This window comes from Candidatus Zixiibacteriota bacterium, from assembly GCA_040753495.1.
Lineage (GTDB): Bacteria > Zixibacteria > MSB-5A5 > GN15 > PGXB01 > DYGG01.
Genome location: JBFMEF010000199.1, coordinates 25,893 through 42,466, shown reverse-complemented (window position 1 = coordinate 42,466; position 16,574 = coordinate 25,893). Strand labels below are relative to the sequence as shown.

General features: G+C 50.8%; 15 protein-coding genes. 6 read left to right on the top strand and 9 right to left on the bottom strand.

The genetic code is table 11. From position 1 onward, the window contains the following. From AB1690_13040 to AB1690_13025, 4 genes are all read right to left on the bottom strand, one after another. The coding region (locus AB1690_13040; GenBank protein MEW6016230.1) for an ABC transporter ATP-binding protein at nt 1-938 on the bottom strand (938 nt) is incomplete at its 3' end. Continuing rightward, nucleotides 925-2,355, bottom strand: coding sequence for a radical SAM protein (locus tag AB1690_13035; protein MEW6016229.1), 1,431 nt, complete (start codon nt 2,353-2,355; stop codon nt 925-927). The genes AB1690_13040 and AB1690_13035, both read right to left, overlap by 14 nt. Further along, entirely contained in the window at nt 2,355-3,473 is a 1,119-nt protein-coding gene (locus AB1690_13030) for a radical SAM protein (GenBank protein MEW6016228.1), read from the bottom strand. Before AB1690_13030 ends, AB1690_13035 begins: the two co-directional genes overlap by 1 nt. Before the next feature lie 2 nt (nt 3,474-3,475). Next, on the bottom strand, nt 3,476-4,873 hold the full coding sequence (locus AB1690_13025) for a radical SAM protein (protein MEW6016227.1): 1,398 nt from the start codon (nt 4,871-4,873) through the stop codon (nt 3,476-3,478). A gap of 1,155 nt (nt 4,874-6,028) precedes the next feature. Here AB1690_13025 and AB1690_13020 point away from each other — a divergent pair. Further along, a complete protein-coding gene (locus AB1690_13020; protein ID MEW6016226.1) occupies nt 6,029-6,838 on the top strand; it encodes a ZIP family metal transporter in 810 nt (269 codons plus the stop codon). Nucleotides 6,839-6,865: 27 nt separating this feature from the next. Continuing rightward, nucleotides 6,866-7,540, top strand: a complete 675-nt coding sequence (locus AB1690_13015) for a DVU0298 family protein (GenBank protein ID MEW6016225.1) — start codon at nt 6,866-6,868, stop codon at nt 7,538-7,540. Nucleotides 7,541-7,576: 36 nt separating this feature from the next. On the opposite strand, the gene AB1690_13010 is transcribed toward AB1690_13015, so the two are convergent. The 5 genes from AB1690_13010 to sat form a co-directional block, all read right to left on the bottom strand. Beyond that, complete coding sequence (locus AB1690_13010) at nt 7,577-8,374, bottom strand: YkgJ family cysteine cluster protein (protein MEW6016224.1); 798 nt, start codon at nt 8,372-8,374, stop codon at nt 7,577-7,579. Nucleotides 8,375-8,386: 12 nt separating this feature from the next. Next, nucleotides 8,387-8,734: an ogr/Delta-like zinc finger family protein gene (locus AB1690_13005; GenBank protein MEW6016223.1), complete on the bottom strand. Its 348-nt coding sequence runs from the start codon at nt 8,732-8,734 to the stop codon at nt 8,387-8,389. A gap of 104 nt (nt 8,735-8,838) precedes the next feature. Continuing rightward, complete coding sequence (gene aprA / locus AB1690_13000; protein MEW6016222.1) at nt 8,839-10,764, bottom strand: adenylyl-sulfate reductase subunit alpha; 1,926 nt, start codon at nt 10,762-10,764, stop codon at nt 8,839-8,841. Nucleotides 10,765-10,785: 21 nt separating this feature from the next. Continuing rightward, a complete protein-coding gene (aprB, locus tag AB1690_12995) occupies nt 10,786-11,226 on the bottom strand; it encodes an adenylyl-sulfate reductase subunit beta (protein ID MEW6016221.1) in 441 nt (146 codons plus the stop codon). Between the two features lie 49 nt (nt 11,227-11,275). Then, nucleotides 11,276-12,502, bottom strand: a complete 1,227-nt coding sequence (gene sat / locus AB1690_12990) for a sulfate adenylyltransferase (protein MEW6016220.1) — start codon at nt 12,500-12,502, stop codon at nt 11,276-11,278. A 641-nt stretch (nt 12,503-13,143) separates the two neighbouring features. On the opposite strand from sat, the gene qmoC reads away from it, so the two are divergent. The 4 genes from qmoC to AB1690_12970 all read left to right on the top strand — a co-directional run bounded on the left by qmoC (nt 13,144) and on the right by AB1690_12970 (nt 16,571). Then, nucleotides 13,144-14,268: a quinone-interacting membrane-bound oxidoreductase complex subunit QmoC gene (gene qmoC / locus AB1690_12985; GenBank protein ID MEW6016219.1), complete on the top strand. Its 1,125-nt coding sequence runs from the start codon at nt 13,144-13,146 to the stop codon at nt 14,266-14,268. A 39-nt stretch (nt 14,269-14,307) separates the two neighbouring features. Next, on the top strand, nt 14,308-14,613 hold the full coding sequence (locus AB1690_12980) for a hypothetical protein (GenBank protein ID MEW6016218.1): 306 nt from the start codon (nt 14,308-14,310) through the stop codon (nt 14,611-14,613). A gap of 15 nt (nt 14,614-14,628) precedes the next feature. Beyond that, a complete protein-coding gene (locus AB1690_12975; protein MEW6016217.1) occupies nt 14,629-15,672 on the top strand; it encodes a sulfite exporter TauE/SafE family protein in 1,044 nt (347 codons plus the stop codon). An 86-nt stretch (nt 15,673-15,758) separates the two neighbouring features. Next, entirely contained in the window at nt 15,759-16,571 is an 813-nt protein-coding gene (locus AB1690_12970; GenBank protein MEW6016216.1) for a cytidylate kinase family protein, read from the top strand. Nucleotides 16,572-16,574 lie beyond the last annotated feature (3 nt).

The window sequence follows — 16,574 nt, the reverse complement described above, 5'->3', positions numbered from 1 at the left end:
GACGCCATCGCCGTTTGCACCTGAATATTGACCGACGCCAAATCCTGGATGGGGGAATAGAAGTAAGTCAAAAGCATGTAGAAAGCCATCAGGGCACCGAGTCTCATGGAGCCGCCGGCAATCAGGTACGTACCCCAGGAGAGGACGACGATCGGACCCAGCATATTGATAAAGTGCACCAGATTAACCGACAGGGAAGATGTGGTGCTGGTTCGGACATACAAGCCGGTCAGTTTCTTCAGGATTGCATCGACTTTCTTTTTTTCTGATTCTTCCTGGCCAAACGCCTTAATTGTCTTTACGGAGAGAAATGATTCCTGCAATCGCGCCGACAGTCGGGCGACCGTCTCCTGAAGAGTTTTAACGATTAAATGCAGCTTCTTGCCAAAAATATGGGAAAAGAGTATGGTCAGAGGAACCGGCACAATGGCGATAAGAGTCAGGAGGGGATTTATGGTAAGCAGATAAATGACAATGGCAACAAGCATCAGGATGTTAGTCAGAAAGACAAGCAGAGTTGAGGTCAATAATCCCTGAATCTGGTTTATATCGGACAGGCAGCGGGACATGATTTCGCCCACCTGGTGGGTCTGGAAGAATCGCAAGGAGAGATTTTCCAGATGGCGAAAGAGCTGGGAGCGCATGTCGGCGATGATATTGGCGCCGATATAGGCGGCGAGATAGTCACGGAGCCAGGAGAACAGGACATTAGCCAGATAGATACCGACCAGAAAGAGGCCGAAGTAGATGACTTTGCGAAAATTGTCGGAGGCATTGGGCTGTTCGGTCAACGAAGGAATGAGGTCATCAATCAAATACTGAACAGAGCCGGGGAGAACCAGAGCCAATCCGGCCAGGAGAGCCATCACCAGAAAGGCGAGCAGCTCCAGATGCCAGTAAGGTTTGAGATATCCCCAAAGCCGGCTAAACTTCTTCATAGCGGGGGTCGACTTTCCAGTCGAGGAAATACTTGTTGGCGGCAAAGCGGAAGGCTCGCGGGGCAAGGGCTGATTTCAGTTTCTCTCTTCTATCCGCCATCATCTTCTCCCAGAGACCGCGATTCTCTTCCCCCAGGTCAGATGAAGGAATAAACTGCATGCTGGCATAGTACTGGTCGTCATTCTCCTTCCACCATTCGGGCCGAAGGAAGCGGCTTCCGAAATTCTTCTCATAATATGCTTTATTGGAATCGAGTTCACAACCGGGAAAATGCATATAGCCGTGGGCGGCCCACATAAGGTAAGAATTCCGATTCTCCAGTTCACGGTCGATGAAACCATAGGTTTCTTCAAGAGTTTTCCGGGTTTCGCCGGGATGATTAAAGATAAGATTTGCCCGGTGGAGAACGCCGCGGGCCGATAACTTATGACTGACTTCGCGGAAACGCTCCAGAAATTTATCGGGCTGTCGGGTCTTTTTCATTAGAAGCAGCATTTCGGGCGAGCAGCTTTCGACGCCGAATTGTATCTCGGTCTTGAACTGCGCGAACAGCTCGATATCTTCGTCATCAATATATTCGGGGCGAGTCTCAATGACAATCCAGGCGCGGGGTTTGGAGTCAGCAAGCAGGCGGAGGAATTCCTTGCGCCAGCCCGGTCTCATCCCGAAGCAGGCATCGGCAAAAGCGACACCGTAGGGCTTGAAGCGAGCGATGGCTGTCTCCAGCTCCTTAAAGGCAGATTCGGGGGTGTAGGCGCGCCATTTCCGGTCTTTGAGCGGCTCCATGCAGAAAGAACAACCGAAAGGGCAGCCGCGGGAAAGATAGAGATAGATATTACCGGGTCCATTGGGAAAGTACTCGCTCATAAAGCGGTCCACAATATCCCAGTTGTAACCGACAAAATTATCCTCACGGACAGAGGGCGCTTTGATAACGGTTGTGGCAGGCGGCCGACCGGCTGCGACAAAGGCGTCGGCGATTTCTTTGAGGGCCAGTTCCCCTTCGCCGCAAATGACATAATCGATGAGATTATTTGCGGTGAGAAATTCGTCAGGGCGGGCAGAGGCGTGGTAGCCGCCAACGATGATTAATCTATCCGGGTACAATTCGCGCCAGATGCGGGAGATAGTCAGGGTAGCCTGGTAGGAGAGGCTGGTCCAGCAGGAAATCGCCAGGATATTGTGACGGCAGTTTTCGAACAGGTCGCGGACTTTCCGTTCGAAGCGTTTAATCTGGACGACGCTATTGGGACGGCCAATGGCATATTCAAAATCGGCGTATTCCACCGGGTAATACCGGGAGAGGAATGAAGCCAGGAGAAGTTGAGATGTTTTCATCTCCACCTTCTCCATCCAGTCCGGATAGTAGAAGCAGGACGGGTAAACGAGATATATAGATGGAGCTTTAGACTCCATTAAGTGGTCTTGCTCTCTGCGCCGGCGTTAATCTGGTCCAACAGATTGGTTATGATTTCATTGTCCTTGCAGACAATCCCCTGTTTTTTCTCGATGCGATACATGCAATAAGGATTGTCGGCGCGCTGCCCGGTTGCGGAAACGGAAGTGGTGGTACATCCTCCCCGACAGAGCGGGAGATAACGGCACTCGCGGCATTCACCGCTGGCGGTCTCCCGGGTAAATTGGCGGTTATAAGCGAAAGCGCCGGGACGATGCCAGAGCTCGGTGAAAGAGGAGTCGCGGATATTCCCTTCAACAAATTCTTCCGGCATGGAAAGGCAGCCTTTAATATTGCCATTGGACTCGATACCGACAACGCGGGTGCCGGCATAGCAGCCGAAATAAGGCATTCCCTGAAGCAGTTCACTTCCTTTGCATCCGAAATAGCCGATATTCTCGCCGACATCAATATTGATATCGCCTTCCTTCTGGAACTCCAGAATCAGGTCGACCATCCTGGGGTAGTTCTCGATGCCGAGAATCAGGTCTTTAAGACTTTTCATTCTTCCGGTGGAGGTGGTCATCTGGATACGCCAGAGCCTGCAGCCGGCATCGACCAGGAGCTGTTTAATCTGACGGAGTTCGCCGAGATTCATGTTGGAGACCTGGGTCACGGCGCAGAACTTGAAAGTTCCCTTCTTTGCCATCATCTGCAGGGCGCCGTAGGCGGTGCTCCAGCTGTCGTCGCGCTGGCGGATGTAATTATGAGTCTTCTCGGTGCCGTCAAAACTGACCCCGATGTCGCCAAAATTGAGGCTTTCGAAGTCGTCAATTATTTGAGGGGTGACGGCCAGGCCGTTGGTGATGAGATATGCCTGAACGCCGTTTTCCTTGATTCGCCTGGCAAGGAGTCGCCAGTCTTCGCGCATGAGCGGTTCACCGCCGGAAAGAGTAATACCTTCGGCGCCATTGGCGGCGAGTTCATCGATCAGTTTCAGCGCTTCATCAGTGGTCAGTTCATCGGGACGTTTCTTCCCCGCCGAGGTGCCGCAGTGGAGGCAGCGCATATTGCAAGCAAAGGTGATTTCCCAGATAACAGACTGGGGAAAAATTTTGAAGCCGTTATATTCGAGCATAGTTACTCCTTTTTGGCGGCAGCGGCCGCTTGTTGCCGTGAAAGGGCGATTATTTCAAGCATCGGCGCCAGATTATGTTTCCAATTGTCGCAGAGCAATTCCCGGGGAATGTCGCGGTCGGCGCGCCGGGAGGGACATCCCCCGACACAAACGGGGAGAAGATTGCATTCCCGACATGCGCCATCAGCATACGGGTCGTAGCGAAAGAGATGCAGAAAGTTCTTATGCTGATAGTTAATTTCGTTGCGGATATTGCCCATCGACATTTTCTTGTCGCCGGCGTAATTGAAGCAGCGGTACAGCTCGCCATCGGGGTCGACAAGAAAGGCGTTAATATTTTGCGCCATGCAGAAAGTAACTGCCGGCGCGGGAAGCTTATCTATTCTAAAGCCGTTCTCCAGAAGAAGGCGGTAATATTCGATTTCAATCTGGGAGAATCCGGCGGTATCATAGCAGCTTTCGGAGATATTGGCGCAGGCGGTGGTCGCCGGCTCCAGTTGTCCGAAATAAACGCCGACCCGTTCACGCAGACCAGCATCAGCGAGCTCTCCCAGAAGCTCCTGAATAGTCTCTTTGGTGAATGACTTGTCGACATTGACCCGGACGCCGATGCCGATTCGGGTTGAAGCATATTTTAGATTTTCGAGGATGGTCTCAAAACTTCCCTTGCCGTTTTTCAAGGGACGTTTCTGGTCATGAAGCCGAGCGGGGCCATCAAGAGTGACCTGAGCGCTCGAAACTTTGAGCTGACTCAGCCGCTCGACATTTTCCCGATGGAGAAGATACCCATTGGTGATTATAGAAGAGCCGCACTCCAGTTTATATTCCGCGGCGAGGTCGTTAACGGAGAGCATGAGGTCTTCGATGACATCCATGGCGAGAAGCGGTTCTCCGCCGTACCAGCCAATTTCAAGTTTCTTGAGCTGGCGCGCCTGTTTTTCGATGAAAGAAATGATGGCTTCAATTACCGCTGAGGACATCTTGCCCTTCTTGTTTTCCTCGAAGCAATAATGGCAAGCCATGTTGCACGCCATCGTGGGGGCAATAGTAAGCCCCAGAGAAGTGGAATCGAAACGACCCAGTTGATGAGTGAATTTGAGAGTTTCGAATTCATCAAAATCGTCATCGACCACAAAGGAGCCATATTTGAGTTGTGTCAAAAGTTTCTGCTCTTCGGTGTCGAAGTTGGCATCGCCGCTCTGGAGTTTGCGGGCGATATCGGTAAAGAGAGAGTAATTGTCAGCGGTCATCAATGCCACGGCGCCGGAACGGGCATTATAGGCTATGTAATAGCCGTCAAACCAGGGCTGAAACTGGTTGTATTGTGACAGTTTGTGCATAATGGTCGGTCTTTTCATTTCTTGATGGAGAGAGTCGCCCCTCTCCATCGATGAAATCATTCAAACTCCGTTTGGCAATAACGCCTTACACATCAATCCGGCGGTAAGCCGTATAACGGTGTGGGCGGTCTGTAAAGTTTGCAGAGAAAAGTGCAAACTGACTTTACCGCCGCATTTGGATCAATGAGATAAACCATTCTCATCTCCTCCGCATTTGAAGTTAGATTTCCTCCGGCGGGACGCCGTAGCACGGCTTAATCCCACAATAGGTACCGCACAGTCTAAGGCAGACGTCCTTTGACGCGGCAGTGGGGTCGATGAGATAAATCATTCCTTCACCTCCTTAAAAACTGAAGTTAGTTATTAATAAACAGGCGGCGCCACATTGGAAAAAGTCAGTTATGACGCCGCCTTACACAAACTCACAACCTTCCACACTAAACTGGTCAAACAAGGATGAATTCAGGTTGACAGAAACTATTACAGTTCAATCGGTCCCGGGGGAACGCCGTAGCAAGGTTTAATGCCGCAGTAAGTCGAGCATTTGAGAGTGCAGGCATCTCTGGATACCGACGGGTCAACAAGATAAATCATTTCTTCTCCTCCTCAGAAAAGGTTGCGAAAAACGAGAGAGTGACGTCAAATGGGAACGCCATAAAGCGGCTTCACTGCGCAGAGAATGCCGCAGAGAGTCGCGCACTTCTTGGGGCACGCCCCTTTGATCGTTTCAGCCGGGTCAATGAGATAAATCATGGGCCAGACCTCCTCATGTCAAAGGTTAGAGGTTAAAGGTTTAGGGTTAGCGGGTGTTGTCATAACGTGATACTGAATCCATATCGCGGCTGCGAATAAAACATCTGTTTAATGAGCCTGACAAATAAACGAAGAGCATGAATTCTGACAAAAGTGCTCTTATTTCACTTTAGATACTGCGAAACTAACCTATAATATTACAGCCGATAGAGTTTGTCAAGAAAAATCGCCGAAATCTGTATCCGCAATACCATAATTATGATGGAGTGCCGGTTTTATCTGTACAAATTTGTCTGCAATTAATGAAGAACTCTGGCAAAAATAAATATACATGATAGTAGATATTTGCGATTTGAACGAGACTATAAGGATAAGCCGTCCAATCAAAAAAGGGTGATAAATTGGTCAAAACTGTTCGTATTGTTATGATTAATCAATATATTGCAGCGATAAAGGAGACTTATGGTTGAATACTTCAAGGAATTGAATCCGATAATGCAGGCGTTTCTCGCTACCTGCTTTACATGGTTAATGACAGCACTGGGGGCATCGGCGGTCTTCTTCGCAAAAGAGTTGAGTCGTCGGGTGCTGGACGGGATGCTTGGATTTGCCGCCGGAGTAATGGTGGCGGCAAGCTACTGGTCATTGCTGGCGCCGGCTATTGAAATGTCGGAGGAGAAAGGGATTCCGGGCTGGCTTCCGGCGGTAGTGGGATTCCTGGCGGGGGGGATATTCTTAAGATTGATAGACCGAACATTGCCGCATCTGCATCTATTTCTGCCGACGGAGGCGGCCGAGGGAATAAAGACTAAATGGCGCCGGACGACACTTCTGGTTCTGGCGATTACGCTGCATAATTTCCCGGAGGGTCTGGCGGTGGGAGTCGCCTTTGGGGCATTGGCGGCCGATTTGCCATCGGCGTCGCTCGCCGGCGCGGTGGCGCTGGCGCTCGGCATCGGGATACAGAATTTTCCGGAAGGAACGGCTGTTTCTATGCCGCTGAGAAGGGAAGGGGTTGGTCGTTTCAAGAGTTTCTGGTATGGGCAGCTTTCGGCGGTAGTGGAGCCGATCGCCGGCGTTTTGGGAGCAGTAGCGGTAATACTGGCCGAGCCGATACTTCCTTACGCCCTGGCGTTTGCCGCGGGAGCCATGATTTTTGTGGTGGTGGAGGAACTGGTTCCTGAATCGCAGCGGGAGCATTCGCACGAAGCAACCGCGGGTGTTATGCTGGGGTTTGCGGTGATGATGGCTTTAGACGTGGCTCTGGGATAGAACAAGTAAGGGGAAGGGAGTAAGGGAGTGACTAAATCAAGCCTGTCGCTGGCATCATCAAGAAATAAGAGAAGGAAGGAAGAGGTTCGGTCGATACTCCAAAGACGCGACTTTGCGGGGCTGGGGGAGTATGCAACGCAGGATAAGAATATTCTCAGGACACTCAGTTCTCTTCTATATGATAGCGACCGGCTGGTGGTCTGGCGGACGATTGAAGGGCTGGGGCGGGTGAGCATGAAGATGGGGGAAAAAGGATTGGAGCCGCTGCGGCGTTTGATTCGGCAGCTTCTCTGGAGCATGAATGATGAATCGGGGAGTATTGGCTGGTATGCGCCGGAAGCGATTGGAGAAATCCTTTATAATCTGCCGTCGCTGCAGGGGGAGTATCTTCCGCTTCTGGTTTCGAATCTCGAAACTGAACCGTTCGGGGGAGGAATCTGCCGGGCGATGGCGCGAATATCGGGACGGTTCCCGGATACTATCAGAAGTTATCGCGGAGAACTGCAGCAATCACTGAAAGCGGCCGACCTGAAAGAGTCAGTCTGGGCGACGGTGGCGATGAAAAGAGCGGGATTGCTTGGCGATTGGAGTGAGGTGCCCCTGAATGTCCGCGAGTGCGAGATAGAATATTATAATTTCGCCACCGGCATCCTGCTGAAAGGAACGCCAGTCAAAATTTCCTCCGCAACGGACGCCAACTGACGCGGGGCTTTGGCCTGCCCAAAAGAAGAGAAATCGCTAAGACTGCGGTTTCATCCGCTCCGGTTTGACTTTAATGGTCCGCTCGCCAAACAGCGCGAAGCGAATCCACCTGGCGCCGAATTTCATCAGTTCAACGTTGTCTTCCTTTATGCGGGCTTTCTCTTCATTGTCAATTTCAAAGCGCTCGAAAAAGGTGCTTTCGAAGAGGAACTTGCGGAAGCGGTCCAGATGATAGCACGCCATGAAGAACATTTCCATCTTCTGCAGGTCGAGGGTGCCGCCTTTGAGGAAAAAGTCATGCAGGGTCAATTCCTTGAAATATTTTCCCATCTCGTTGTATTCGTCAATCCCCTGGTCGGTGACCCATTCCCGGATTGACCAATCCTGCTTTTCTTTATGGCCATGGCAGACATCTTCCCGAAGAATGAAGTAAAAATCCTGGTCGCCGCCCGATTCGCTTTCTTTCGGCGACGCCATGCCGACCGGATACATCCGGCATGCCCAAGGACGGTCGTTATAGACGCCACAGCCGGCGGCGGTAACGAAGGGACAGGCTTTGGAGTCATCTTCATTCATTTTGAGCATGAGGACGGGAAATTTCAGATTTTTATCAAAGGGCGCCAGGGTATAACGGCTCAGGAATTCATCAGAAGAGAGCTTGAGATTTCGGCGCAGACGGATAATGTCGTACGGGGTCAGGAAAATATTGACATCGGCGCAGCAGTGGTTGAAGCAGGGAACGTTTTTGTGACAGCGGAAAGAGAAGCGGTCCTCCAGCGACATCCTGGGATATTCTTTTAATATGGCTTCTTTGAAGCGTTCGATTTCTTGCATAGGAGACGGCCTTTAATCTATGATGCCGGATTTAAGGGCATCGGGTGACCAGACGGGCAATGGACCCGATTCGCCTGTCTGCGGGTTGAAGCGATGACGGTACGAGCAGTTCTGGTTGAATTGAGTGCGCATCCATTCCCAGCCGCGAACATAATAAGGGCATTCGTCATTGAAACAGACCAATTGCGGCTGGGGTCCCCAGGAAGATTCCGGCGGGGGGACCCAAAGGGACATTTTCTTTTCACAGTGAGGGCATGCGATATTGGCATCGGAAGTCATATCATTATTCCTGTCTTTCTCCTTAAGATAAATCATCTTTCCGGCGAGAGCAACGGCAAAAGTCGGCGGCGATTCATCCAAAAAAATAAGTCCCCCAGGCGCCGGTCACGCCCGGAGGACTCGCCATTGAAAATCACGGCATATTCAGGTGAAACAGGGCCGATACCCTGTTTCACATTCAGATATCAGCCACCAAGCAGCTCATGTTCCTGCGCCTTGGGATAGACGTGGAGCATGGGACGCTTGATCATTTCCCATTCATTCTTATCAGGGTTCCAGCGGCAGTTAGCGAAGCAATGCCAGTTCTTTTCATCCATCGTGGGAAAATCGGCGCGGCGATAGTAGCCGGGCCATCTGGTTTCCTGACGGAAGAGAATGGTGCGGGCATGGGCTTCAGCCTGCCAGAGACGCTGGACATTTTCCCAGCAACGCATCAACTCGTGGAGGTCCTTGGCCGCCAGTTTCTCGCTGTCTTCTTTAAGATAGCCGAGAAGTTCCAGAGCGCGGTCGAGGCTCGCTTTGTTGGTGGAGAACTGGGCCGAGACGCCGCCAACATATTCGTCCATGATTTTCTGCAAACGGAACATGAACATCTTGGGACGAATGTAATTGGGGTTGATGTCCGGGTCGGTGGAGGCGTTCTTGAACTGGTCAAAGGTCTCCAGCGGTTTCATTACGCGCTTCTTCAGTTCTTCTACTTTGGCGTTATCGATCTTCGGAAGCGAGTTGTTCTCGACGATGTACTTGACGGCGGCTTTTCCGACAATTCTGCCCTCGGCATGGGAGCCGGAGGAGAATTTGTGGGAAGATGCTCCGGAAGCGTCACCGGCGCAGAACATACCTTTGACAGTCGCCATATGGCTGTAACCCCAGAAGTATTCCTTCTTGGTTTCGGATGTCTGCAGGTCTTCGGGACCGCTGACCCAGGCGCCGGAGGCGCCGGAGTGGGAACCGATGAAGTACGGCTCGGCAGCGGCGATTTCGGAAGATTTCTTCTCCGGCTCCACGTTGGTGGCGGCCCAGAGAATAGCCTGCGAGATAGTCATGTCGAGGAAGTCTTCCCAGGCTTCGGATTCGAGTTCTTTAAGTTTCTTTTTGGCTTCTTTCTCATCACCGGCGGCCGAGGCGATTTTGTTAATCGCTTCTTCGGTGCGCATGTAGATGGGACCTTTGCCTTCCATGATATCCATCATGCCGAGCCAGTTACGGAGGTTAGCCGGAATCGGTTTTACCAATCCGTATGGTTTCCATTTTTCGAGTTCGCTGACGCGCTCGACCATATAGTTTCCGCCCATGGCATTGGTAGCCTGCGATTTGAAGAGCAGGAACCAGGCGCCAACCGGACCGTAGGCATCCTTGAAGCGAACCGGGATGAAGCGGATTTCCTGGCTGGTCATTTCAGCGCCGGCGCGGAGAGTGAAATAGGCGCTGGAGCCGGAGTTCCACGGCGGGTACCAGGCGCGACCGAGACCTTCACCGGTGCTTCTCGGTTTGAAAACGTGAACGGCGCCGCCCATGGCGACGATAGTGGCTTTGGCATTAAAGATATAGAACTTGTTCTCGCGGACACTAAAGCCGATAGCGCCGGCGACACGGTCGCCATCCATTAACGGCTCTGTGATAAAGACGCGCTCGAAATACTCGCCGCCGGCTTCTGTCAGAGCGTTCTTAGCTGCTTCCGCGATGACGACTTTGTACGACTCGCCATTAATCATCAGCTGCCAGCGACCTTCGTGAACATATCCGCCCTTTTCATCTTTCCAAATGGGAAGTCCCCATTTTTCGAAGAGGTGGACAGTGGAGTCTACGTGGCGGGCGATATTGGCGACGAGGTCTTCCCGAATTATGCCCATGAGGTCCATCCGGACATAATCGACATAGTCCTTCACAGTGTTTTTGCCTTCGGTGAGACCGACGTACTGGTTAAGAGCCGAGAGGCCCATTGCCACGGCGCCGGAGCGGTCCATGGCCGCCTTGTCAACCAGAGTGACCTTCAATCCATGTTTCTTTGCCCAGTAAGAGGCTTCAACCGCCGCCCCGCAGGCGGCCATACCTCCACCAAGGATAAGAAGGTCGGTCGTTACATTCACAGTTTCGAAATTCTGTGCCATATTAAATCATCCTTCCTTCTCTTACTTGATGGTATAAACTTCGTTCATTCTCAACGCTTCCGGTTCCTGCGCCAGGGTCTGGCTGTTCAGGTCGTTATGAGCGGTAGCGTATCCGCCATTCGGCTTGGCCTGTCCTTCGGGAGTGGTGCGAATGGGGAATTTGAAGCGTTTCATCATTCCGTTGCGGAACTTGACGGTCCACATAATGGAGTCAGAGCTCCTCATCGGGGTTACATTAGCGCCCATCGGGACAAAATCGGCATAGCCGCGCACTTCCACTGCCTGAACCGGGCAGATTTTTACGCAACTGTAGCACTCCCAGCACATCTCCGGCTCCTGATTGAAGGCTTTCATTTTGCCCTTATCAAGAACCATCAGGTCATTCGGACAGACATACTGGCAAGCGGTTTTGTCCAGCGCTTTGCACCCATCACATTTTTCTGGGTTTACATAGCTTGGCATTTGTTCCTCTTGAGTTGTTTGGTTCGTTACTGTTAACGGTTACTGTTATTTATTTCTTTTTTATCTCAGCGTCGCCGGTAGCATGACCGTGCATTTTGATTTCTACCTTCTCGGTCAGGCTGGCATAGTACTCCCGAAGGATGTCCAGAACTTCCTTGCGACTGAATTCGGCCGGAATATCGCCTCCCTCCGACAGACCTTTGCGCAGAGCCGTGCCGCTGAGGAAGAGACGGTCTTCCTTGCCGTGCGGGCAGGTTTTCATGGAAGCCATACCGCCGCACTTAAAGCACCAGAAGGTCCAGTCGATAGGAAGCATTTTGCATTCCAGAGCGCCATCCCAGAGCTTAAAGAAGATATCCTGGGCGTCGAAGGGACCATAATAATTGCCGACTCCGGCATGGTCGCGACCTATGATCATATGAGTGCAGCCGAAATTCTGACGGAAAACGGCGTGCAGCAGACCTTCGCGGGGACCGGCGTAGCGCATATCGAGAGGATAGCCGCCGCAAACAACGCGGTCCTTAACAAAGTAAAGCTCCACCAGAGTGTCGATGCATTTCACCCGAACATCGGCGGGAATGTCGCCCGGTTTCAGGTTGCCGACCAGCTGATGAATATAGATACCGTCGCTGACCTCAATGGCGATTTTAGCCAGATATTCGTGGGAGCGATGCATCGGATTGCGCAGCTGCAGAGCCGCAATCGTTTTCCAGCCTTTTTCCTCGAATATCTTGCGGCTTTCGGCGGGACGCTGGTAGATGCCTTTGAACTCGGTAGGGAAGTAGCTCTCAGAAAGCACCTTGACGGGACCGGCAAGGTTCCATTCCTTCTGCTCCATTACCATTTTGACTCCCGGATGCTCCGGGTCGTTGGTCATGAAGACATGCTTGCACTCGAATTCCTTGTCGATTTTGTACGACTCAGTGACCTTCATCGTCCCCATGATTTCGTTGGTCTCGCCGGAAACGAGGCAGATTTCGGTTCCGGGATTTATTTTGCTGTCATGAGAGAGGGTGATAGGAATGGGCCAAAAGAGTCCGTTGGACATTTTCATATCCTGGCAGACCCCTTTCCAGTCAGCCTGACCCATAAATCCCTCGAGCGGAGTGAAACCGCCAATGCCGAGCATGATGAGGTCGCCGGTTTCGCGCGAGCTCATAACCACCTTGGGAAGTTTTTCGGCTCTCTTGAGTTCTTCCTCGCGCGCCTTACCTTCGAGAAGAAGAATCTTGAGCGTGTCACTTCCGTGAGGGGAAATCAGTTTTGATTTTGCCATCGTGGATTCCTGCGCTAAAGTTTAGAGACAAAAAGTGATCTATTATTCATTGAGATATTATAAATAGAATGTGATATATTTCACAATCCTTTTCGTAGCTATAGTTTGATTTGGTTATTTTCCCGTCTATCTCGCATGGTGCTAAGAATGTAACTTTTTTCACAAGCCCTGTCAAGAGAAATATTGGGTATAATCGACATAATAGTATAATATCGACAAAAAATATCGTAATTTTACCGGAAGCGGGAATGCGGTGGGGGATGATGTTTTTTTTAAATCGGCGAAAATAAGAGGGAAAATATCCGCTTTGTCATATTTTATATCGGTCTGCGGGCAGTCTGCGTTCAAGACAGGTAAGATGATTGGGAATAATAGATTAGCAAAACGGCCGGATGGGGCACAGAACAAGGCCGCCCAAAGACTACAAAGTTATATGGATTATCAATTCCGTCGATTGTCTTTAGGGGGAAAGCGCCAGATATATTAATGAGTCCGGAATGCCGATAAAATATAATAATCATTGTGAAAAAAGTAACAAAAGTGCTTGACACGATTCAGTCTGAATTCTATTATTCCGGTAAGACAGATTTGACCGCGACATCTTAACCGACGAGAAATGACGTCCTTTTGGGAGAGACTAAATGACTCAGATTCGGTCGGCTGACCCAGATATTAATCTAATCAAAGAAGTAAAGAAAGCCGGGGGCGAGACCCTCAAGAAGTGCTACCAGTGCGCCACCTGCACAGTGGTATGCAAGTTATCCCCGTCGGAAAATCCGTTCCCCCGCAAAGAGATGATTATGGCGCAGTGGGGACAGGTGGAGCGACTTTCGCGCGACCCGGACCTCTGGCTCTGTTATCAGTGCAATGATTGCTCAACTTACTGCCCGCGCGGGGCAAGGCCCGGAGATGTTCTGGCGGCGATTCGGGCATATATCTACAAGTACTATTCCTTTCCTTCCTTTATGGGGAAAGCCCTGGCGAATCCCCGGGCGCTTCCGTTGCTGCTGCTGGTTCCGATGATTGCCATATTTGCCATGATGTACAGTTTCACCGGCGGCAATTTTGCATTCATGGAAACGGAAATTGTCTATTCGAAATTTTTGCCGCACGGCTGGCTTGAGATGATGTTTATCTCCGGCAATATTCTGATTTTCCTTTTTGCCTTTATGGGATTATGGAAATTCTGGAAGGGGATTCAGCCATCCCAGCCGGGAAGTTCCTCAATCGGTTTCATACCGGCGGTGCTAATCACCATTAAAGATATCATTTCACATATGCGCTTCAGCCGGTGCGAGGCAAACAATGCCCGCTTTCTGGCGCATGCTCTGGTTTTCTTTGGATTTATCGGCGCCATGATAACCGCCGGTCTGGCGGTGATGGCGCTGGTTCTGATAGACCTTGACCCGCCGATACCGTTAACGCACCCGATAAAATGGCTGGGGAATATCAGCGGATTTGCCGGTTTTGTGGGGCTGACCATGCTTGTGTTTCGGAGAATAACCGGAAAAGACCAAGTCGGCGCCAACGGTTATCCCGACTGGTTATTCCTGGTGATGCTTTATCTGGTTTTCATTACGGGGCTTCTGACGCAGTTCTTGAGATTGGCAGATACGGCATATATTGCTTATTCCATTTATTATATCCACCTGGTGATAGTATTCTTCCTGCTGTGGTATGCGCCGTATTCGAAATTCGCCCATATGTTTTATCGCTCACTGGCGCTGACGCATGCCCGAATGATAAAACGCGAGCCCCGCAGTTAATCGGAAATTTTTTTACCGGGAGGTTTCTGGGAGATGTCGATGAGAAGCTGGTTTCTTCGGAAGCCGACGGCGCTATTGGCTGTTATTTTAGCATCGATACTGTTCTTCCCTTTGATTCTTTCCGCCGGCGATGACCATGAGGAAGGGGGCGACCTGGAATATGTCGTTCCCACCGACAGTTTAAGCGGCCTGAGCCTTTTTCTGGCGGATTTATATAACGAACACCGGCTGCTCTATGCTTTGATAGTTACTGCCACGATGGCGCTTCTGGGAATACTGGTGGCGCTAATTACCGATTATCTCCTGCGGTTGATCGGATTCCGCAAAGTCAAAAAGAGCCTCTGAGAGTACCGGGACGATATGACCATATTCAACATATACCTGCCGATTGCCGGAATAGAATTTAATATCCTGATTCTTATCGCGATTGGTTTTTGTGTCGGAACATTGGGCGGTTTTTTTGGAGTCGGCGGAGCCTGGATTGTCACTCCGGCCCTGAATATTTTCGGATTCAACATGCCATTTGCCATAGGCACCGACCTGGCGCATATTTTTGGAAAATCGATTATCGCTACAAAAAAGCATAGTCGCCTGGGAAACGTTGACTGGCGCCTCGGTCTCTTCTCCATTATTGGTTCTATTGCCGGCATCGAAGCGGGGAAGAGGTTTGTTCTTATGCTGGAGCGGACCGGCGACGTCGGCACAGTGGTGCGCTGGGTATATATGATTTTTCTTTTTGGTCTTGGCTTCTATATGGTATATGATTACATCAACGCCATGCGAATTCAGAAGAGGCTTGACCGACAGGAAGGGGAAGGGCGTCAGCCGATTGAAGTGACGGCCCCGATGGCGGTTCGCTTAAGACGAATTTCTGTTCCCCCCATGATAGCATTGCCGGCGTCGGGGATTACTCAAATATCGTTCTGGGTAGTTTTTCTTATATTCCTGCTGACCGGTTTTCTTTCCGGATTCATGGGTGTCGGAGGGGGATTTATTCTGCTTCCGGCGTTGATTTATATGGTGGGATGTCCGACGACCGTAGCGGTAGGGACCTCGCTTCTGAGCGTCTGTTTCATGTCGGGGTATGGCTGTTTTACCTATTCTTTGTCGGGCCGAACGGAATTGACCGCGGCCATGCTTATGCTAATTGGAGCCGCGGTTGGGGCGCAGATCGGCGTAATGGCAACCAAATATATCAAAGGATACGGCATCCGGCTGCTATTTGCCGTGATGATAATTTTTGCCGGGATATCGGTTGCTCTTAAACAGGCGCAGGAAGTTCTCGATATTGCCGTTATGAAAACGCTTGCGGCATATTTTGTAATGGGTTCAGCAGGAAGTATGACTATTTTGATTTTTGTCAGACTGCTTTTAGGTCTCAGAAAGGAAAATAACAATCATTGATTATTGAAATTCGGTCTGACATTTATATATTACTCCGAGCCTGAAAATATCTTGTTTTTTGTCAATAAGACTATGGGGAGGCAGGTATGCCGATTATCACTATCACTCGCGGTTCGTTGAGCGCCACTTTTAAGCTTGCCCAAAAGCTGTCGGACACAATCGGGTGCAAGGTGGTTTCGCGGGAAGATGTCCTTAAGTATGCATCCAAATACGGTATCGAAGAAACCGGATTGGGGACGGTCGGAATTATGGAGAAAGAGCCGCCGCATTTCTGGGATCGTCATGCTCCGCAGCGACGTTATTACCTGACCATATTCAAAGCGGCGCTGATGGATAAAATTGTCGAAGGTTGCGCCGTGTATCACGGGCATCTCGGGCAGTTTCTATTGAGTGATGTCCCGAAACTGCTGCGTGTCCGCGCCAATGCCTCGGTGCAGTTCCGCATCAATAATCTGATGAAAGAATCGGGGATGACTGAAGTACAGGCGGAGCAGCATATCAGGGAAATCGACAATAAGAGAGTCAGCTGGGCGAAATTTCTGTACGGCGTAGATTTCAACAGCAATATGAATTTTGACCTGATTCTGAACCTGGACAGAATGAGCATCGATACGATTGCCGGCATAATAGGCTGCGCCACAGAAAGGCCGGAATTCAAACTGGACGAGACATCCTTGAAGCAGATACGCGATGCCCGTCTGCGGGCGGTGATATTTGCCCACCTGGTGCGCTCACCGCGCACACGGGGGATGGATCTCAGGGTAGAGTGCGATTCGGCGACGGGTCTGGTAACGGTGCGGGGAATGGCGCCGGTTTATGGAAGCGAAATCTGGCGCAACGATATCAAAGATGTCGTTTCTAAGGTTGAGGGAGTCACCAAAGTCGATATAAGCGCCTGAGCT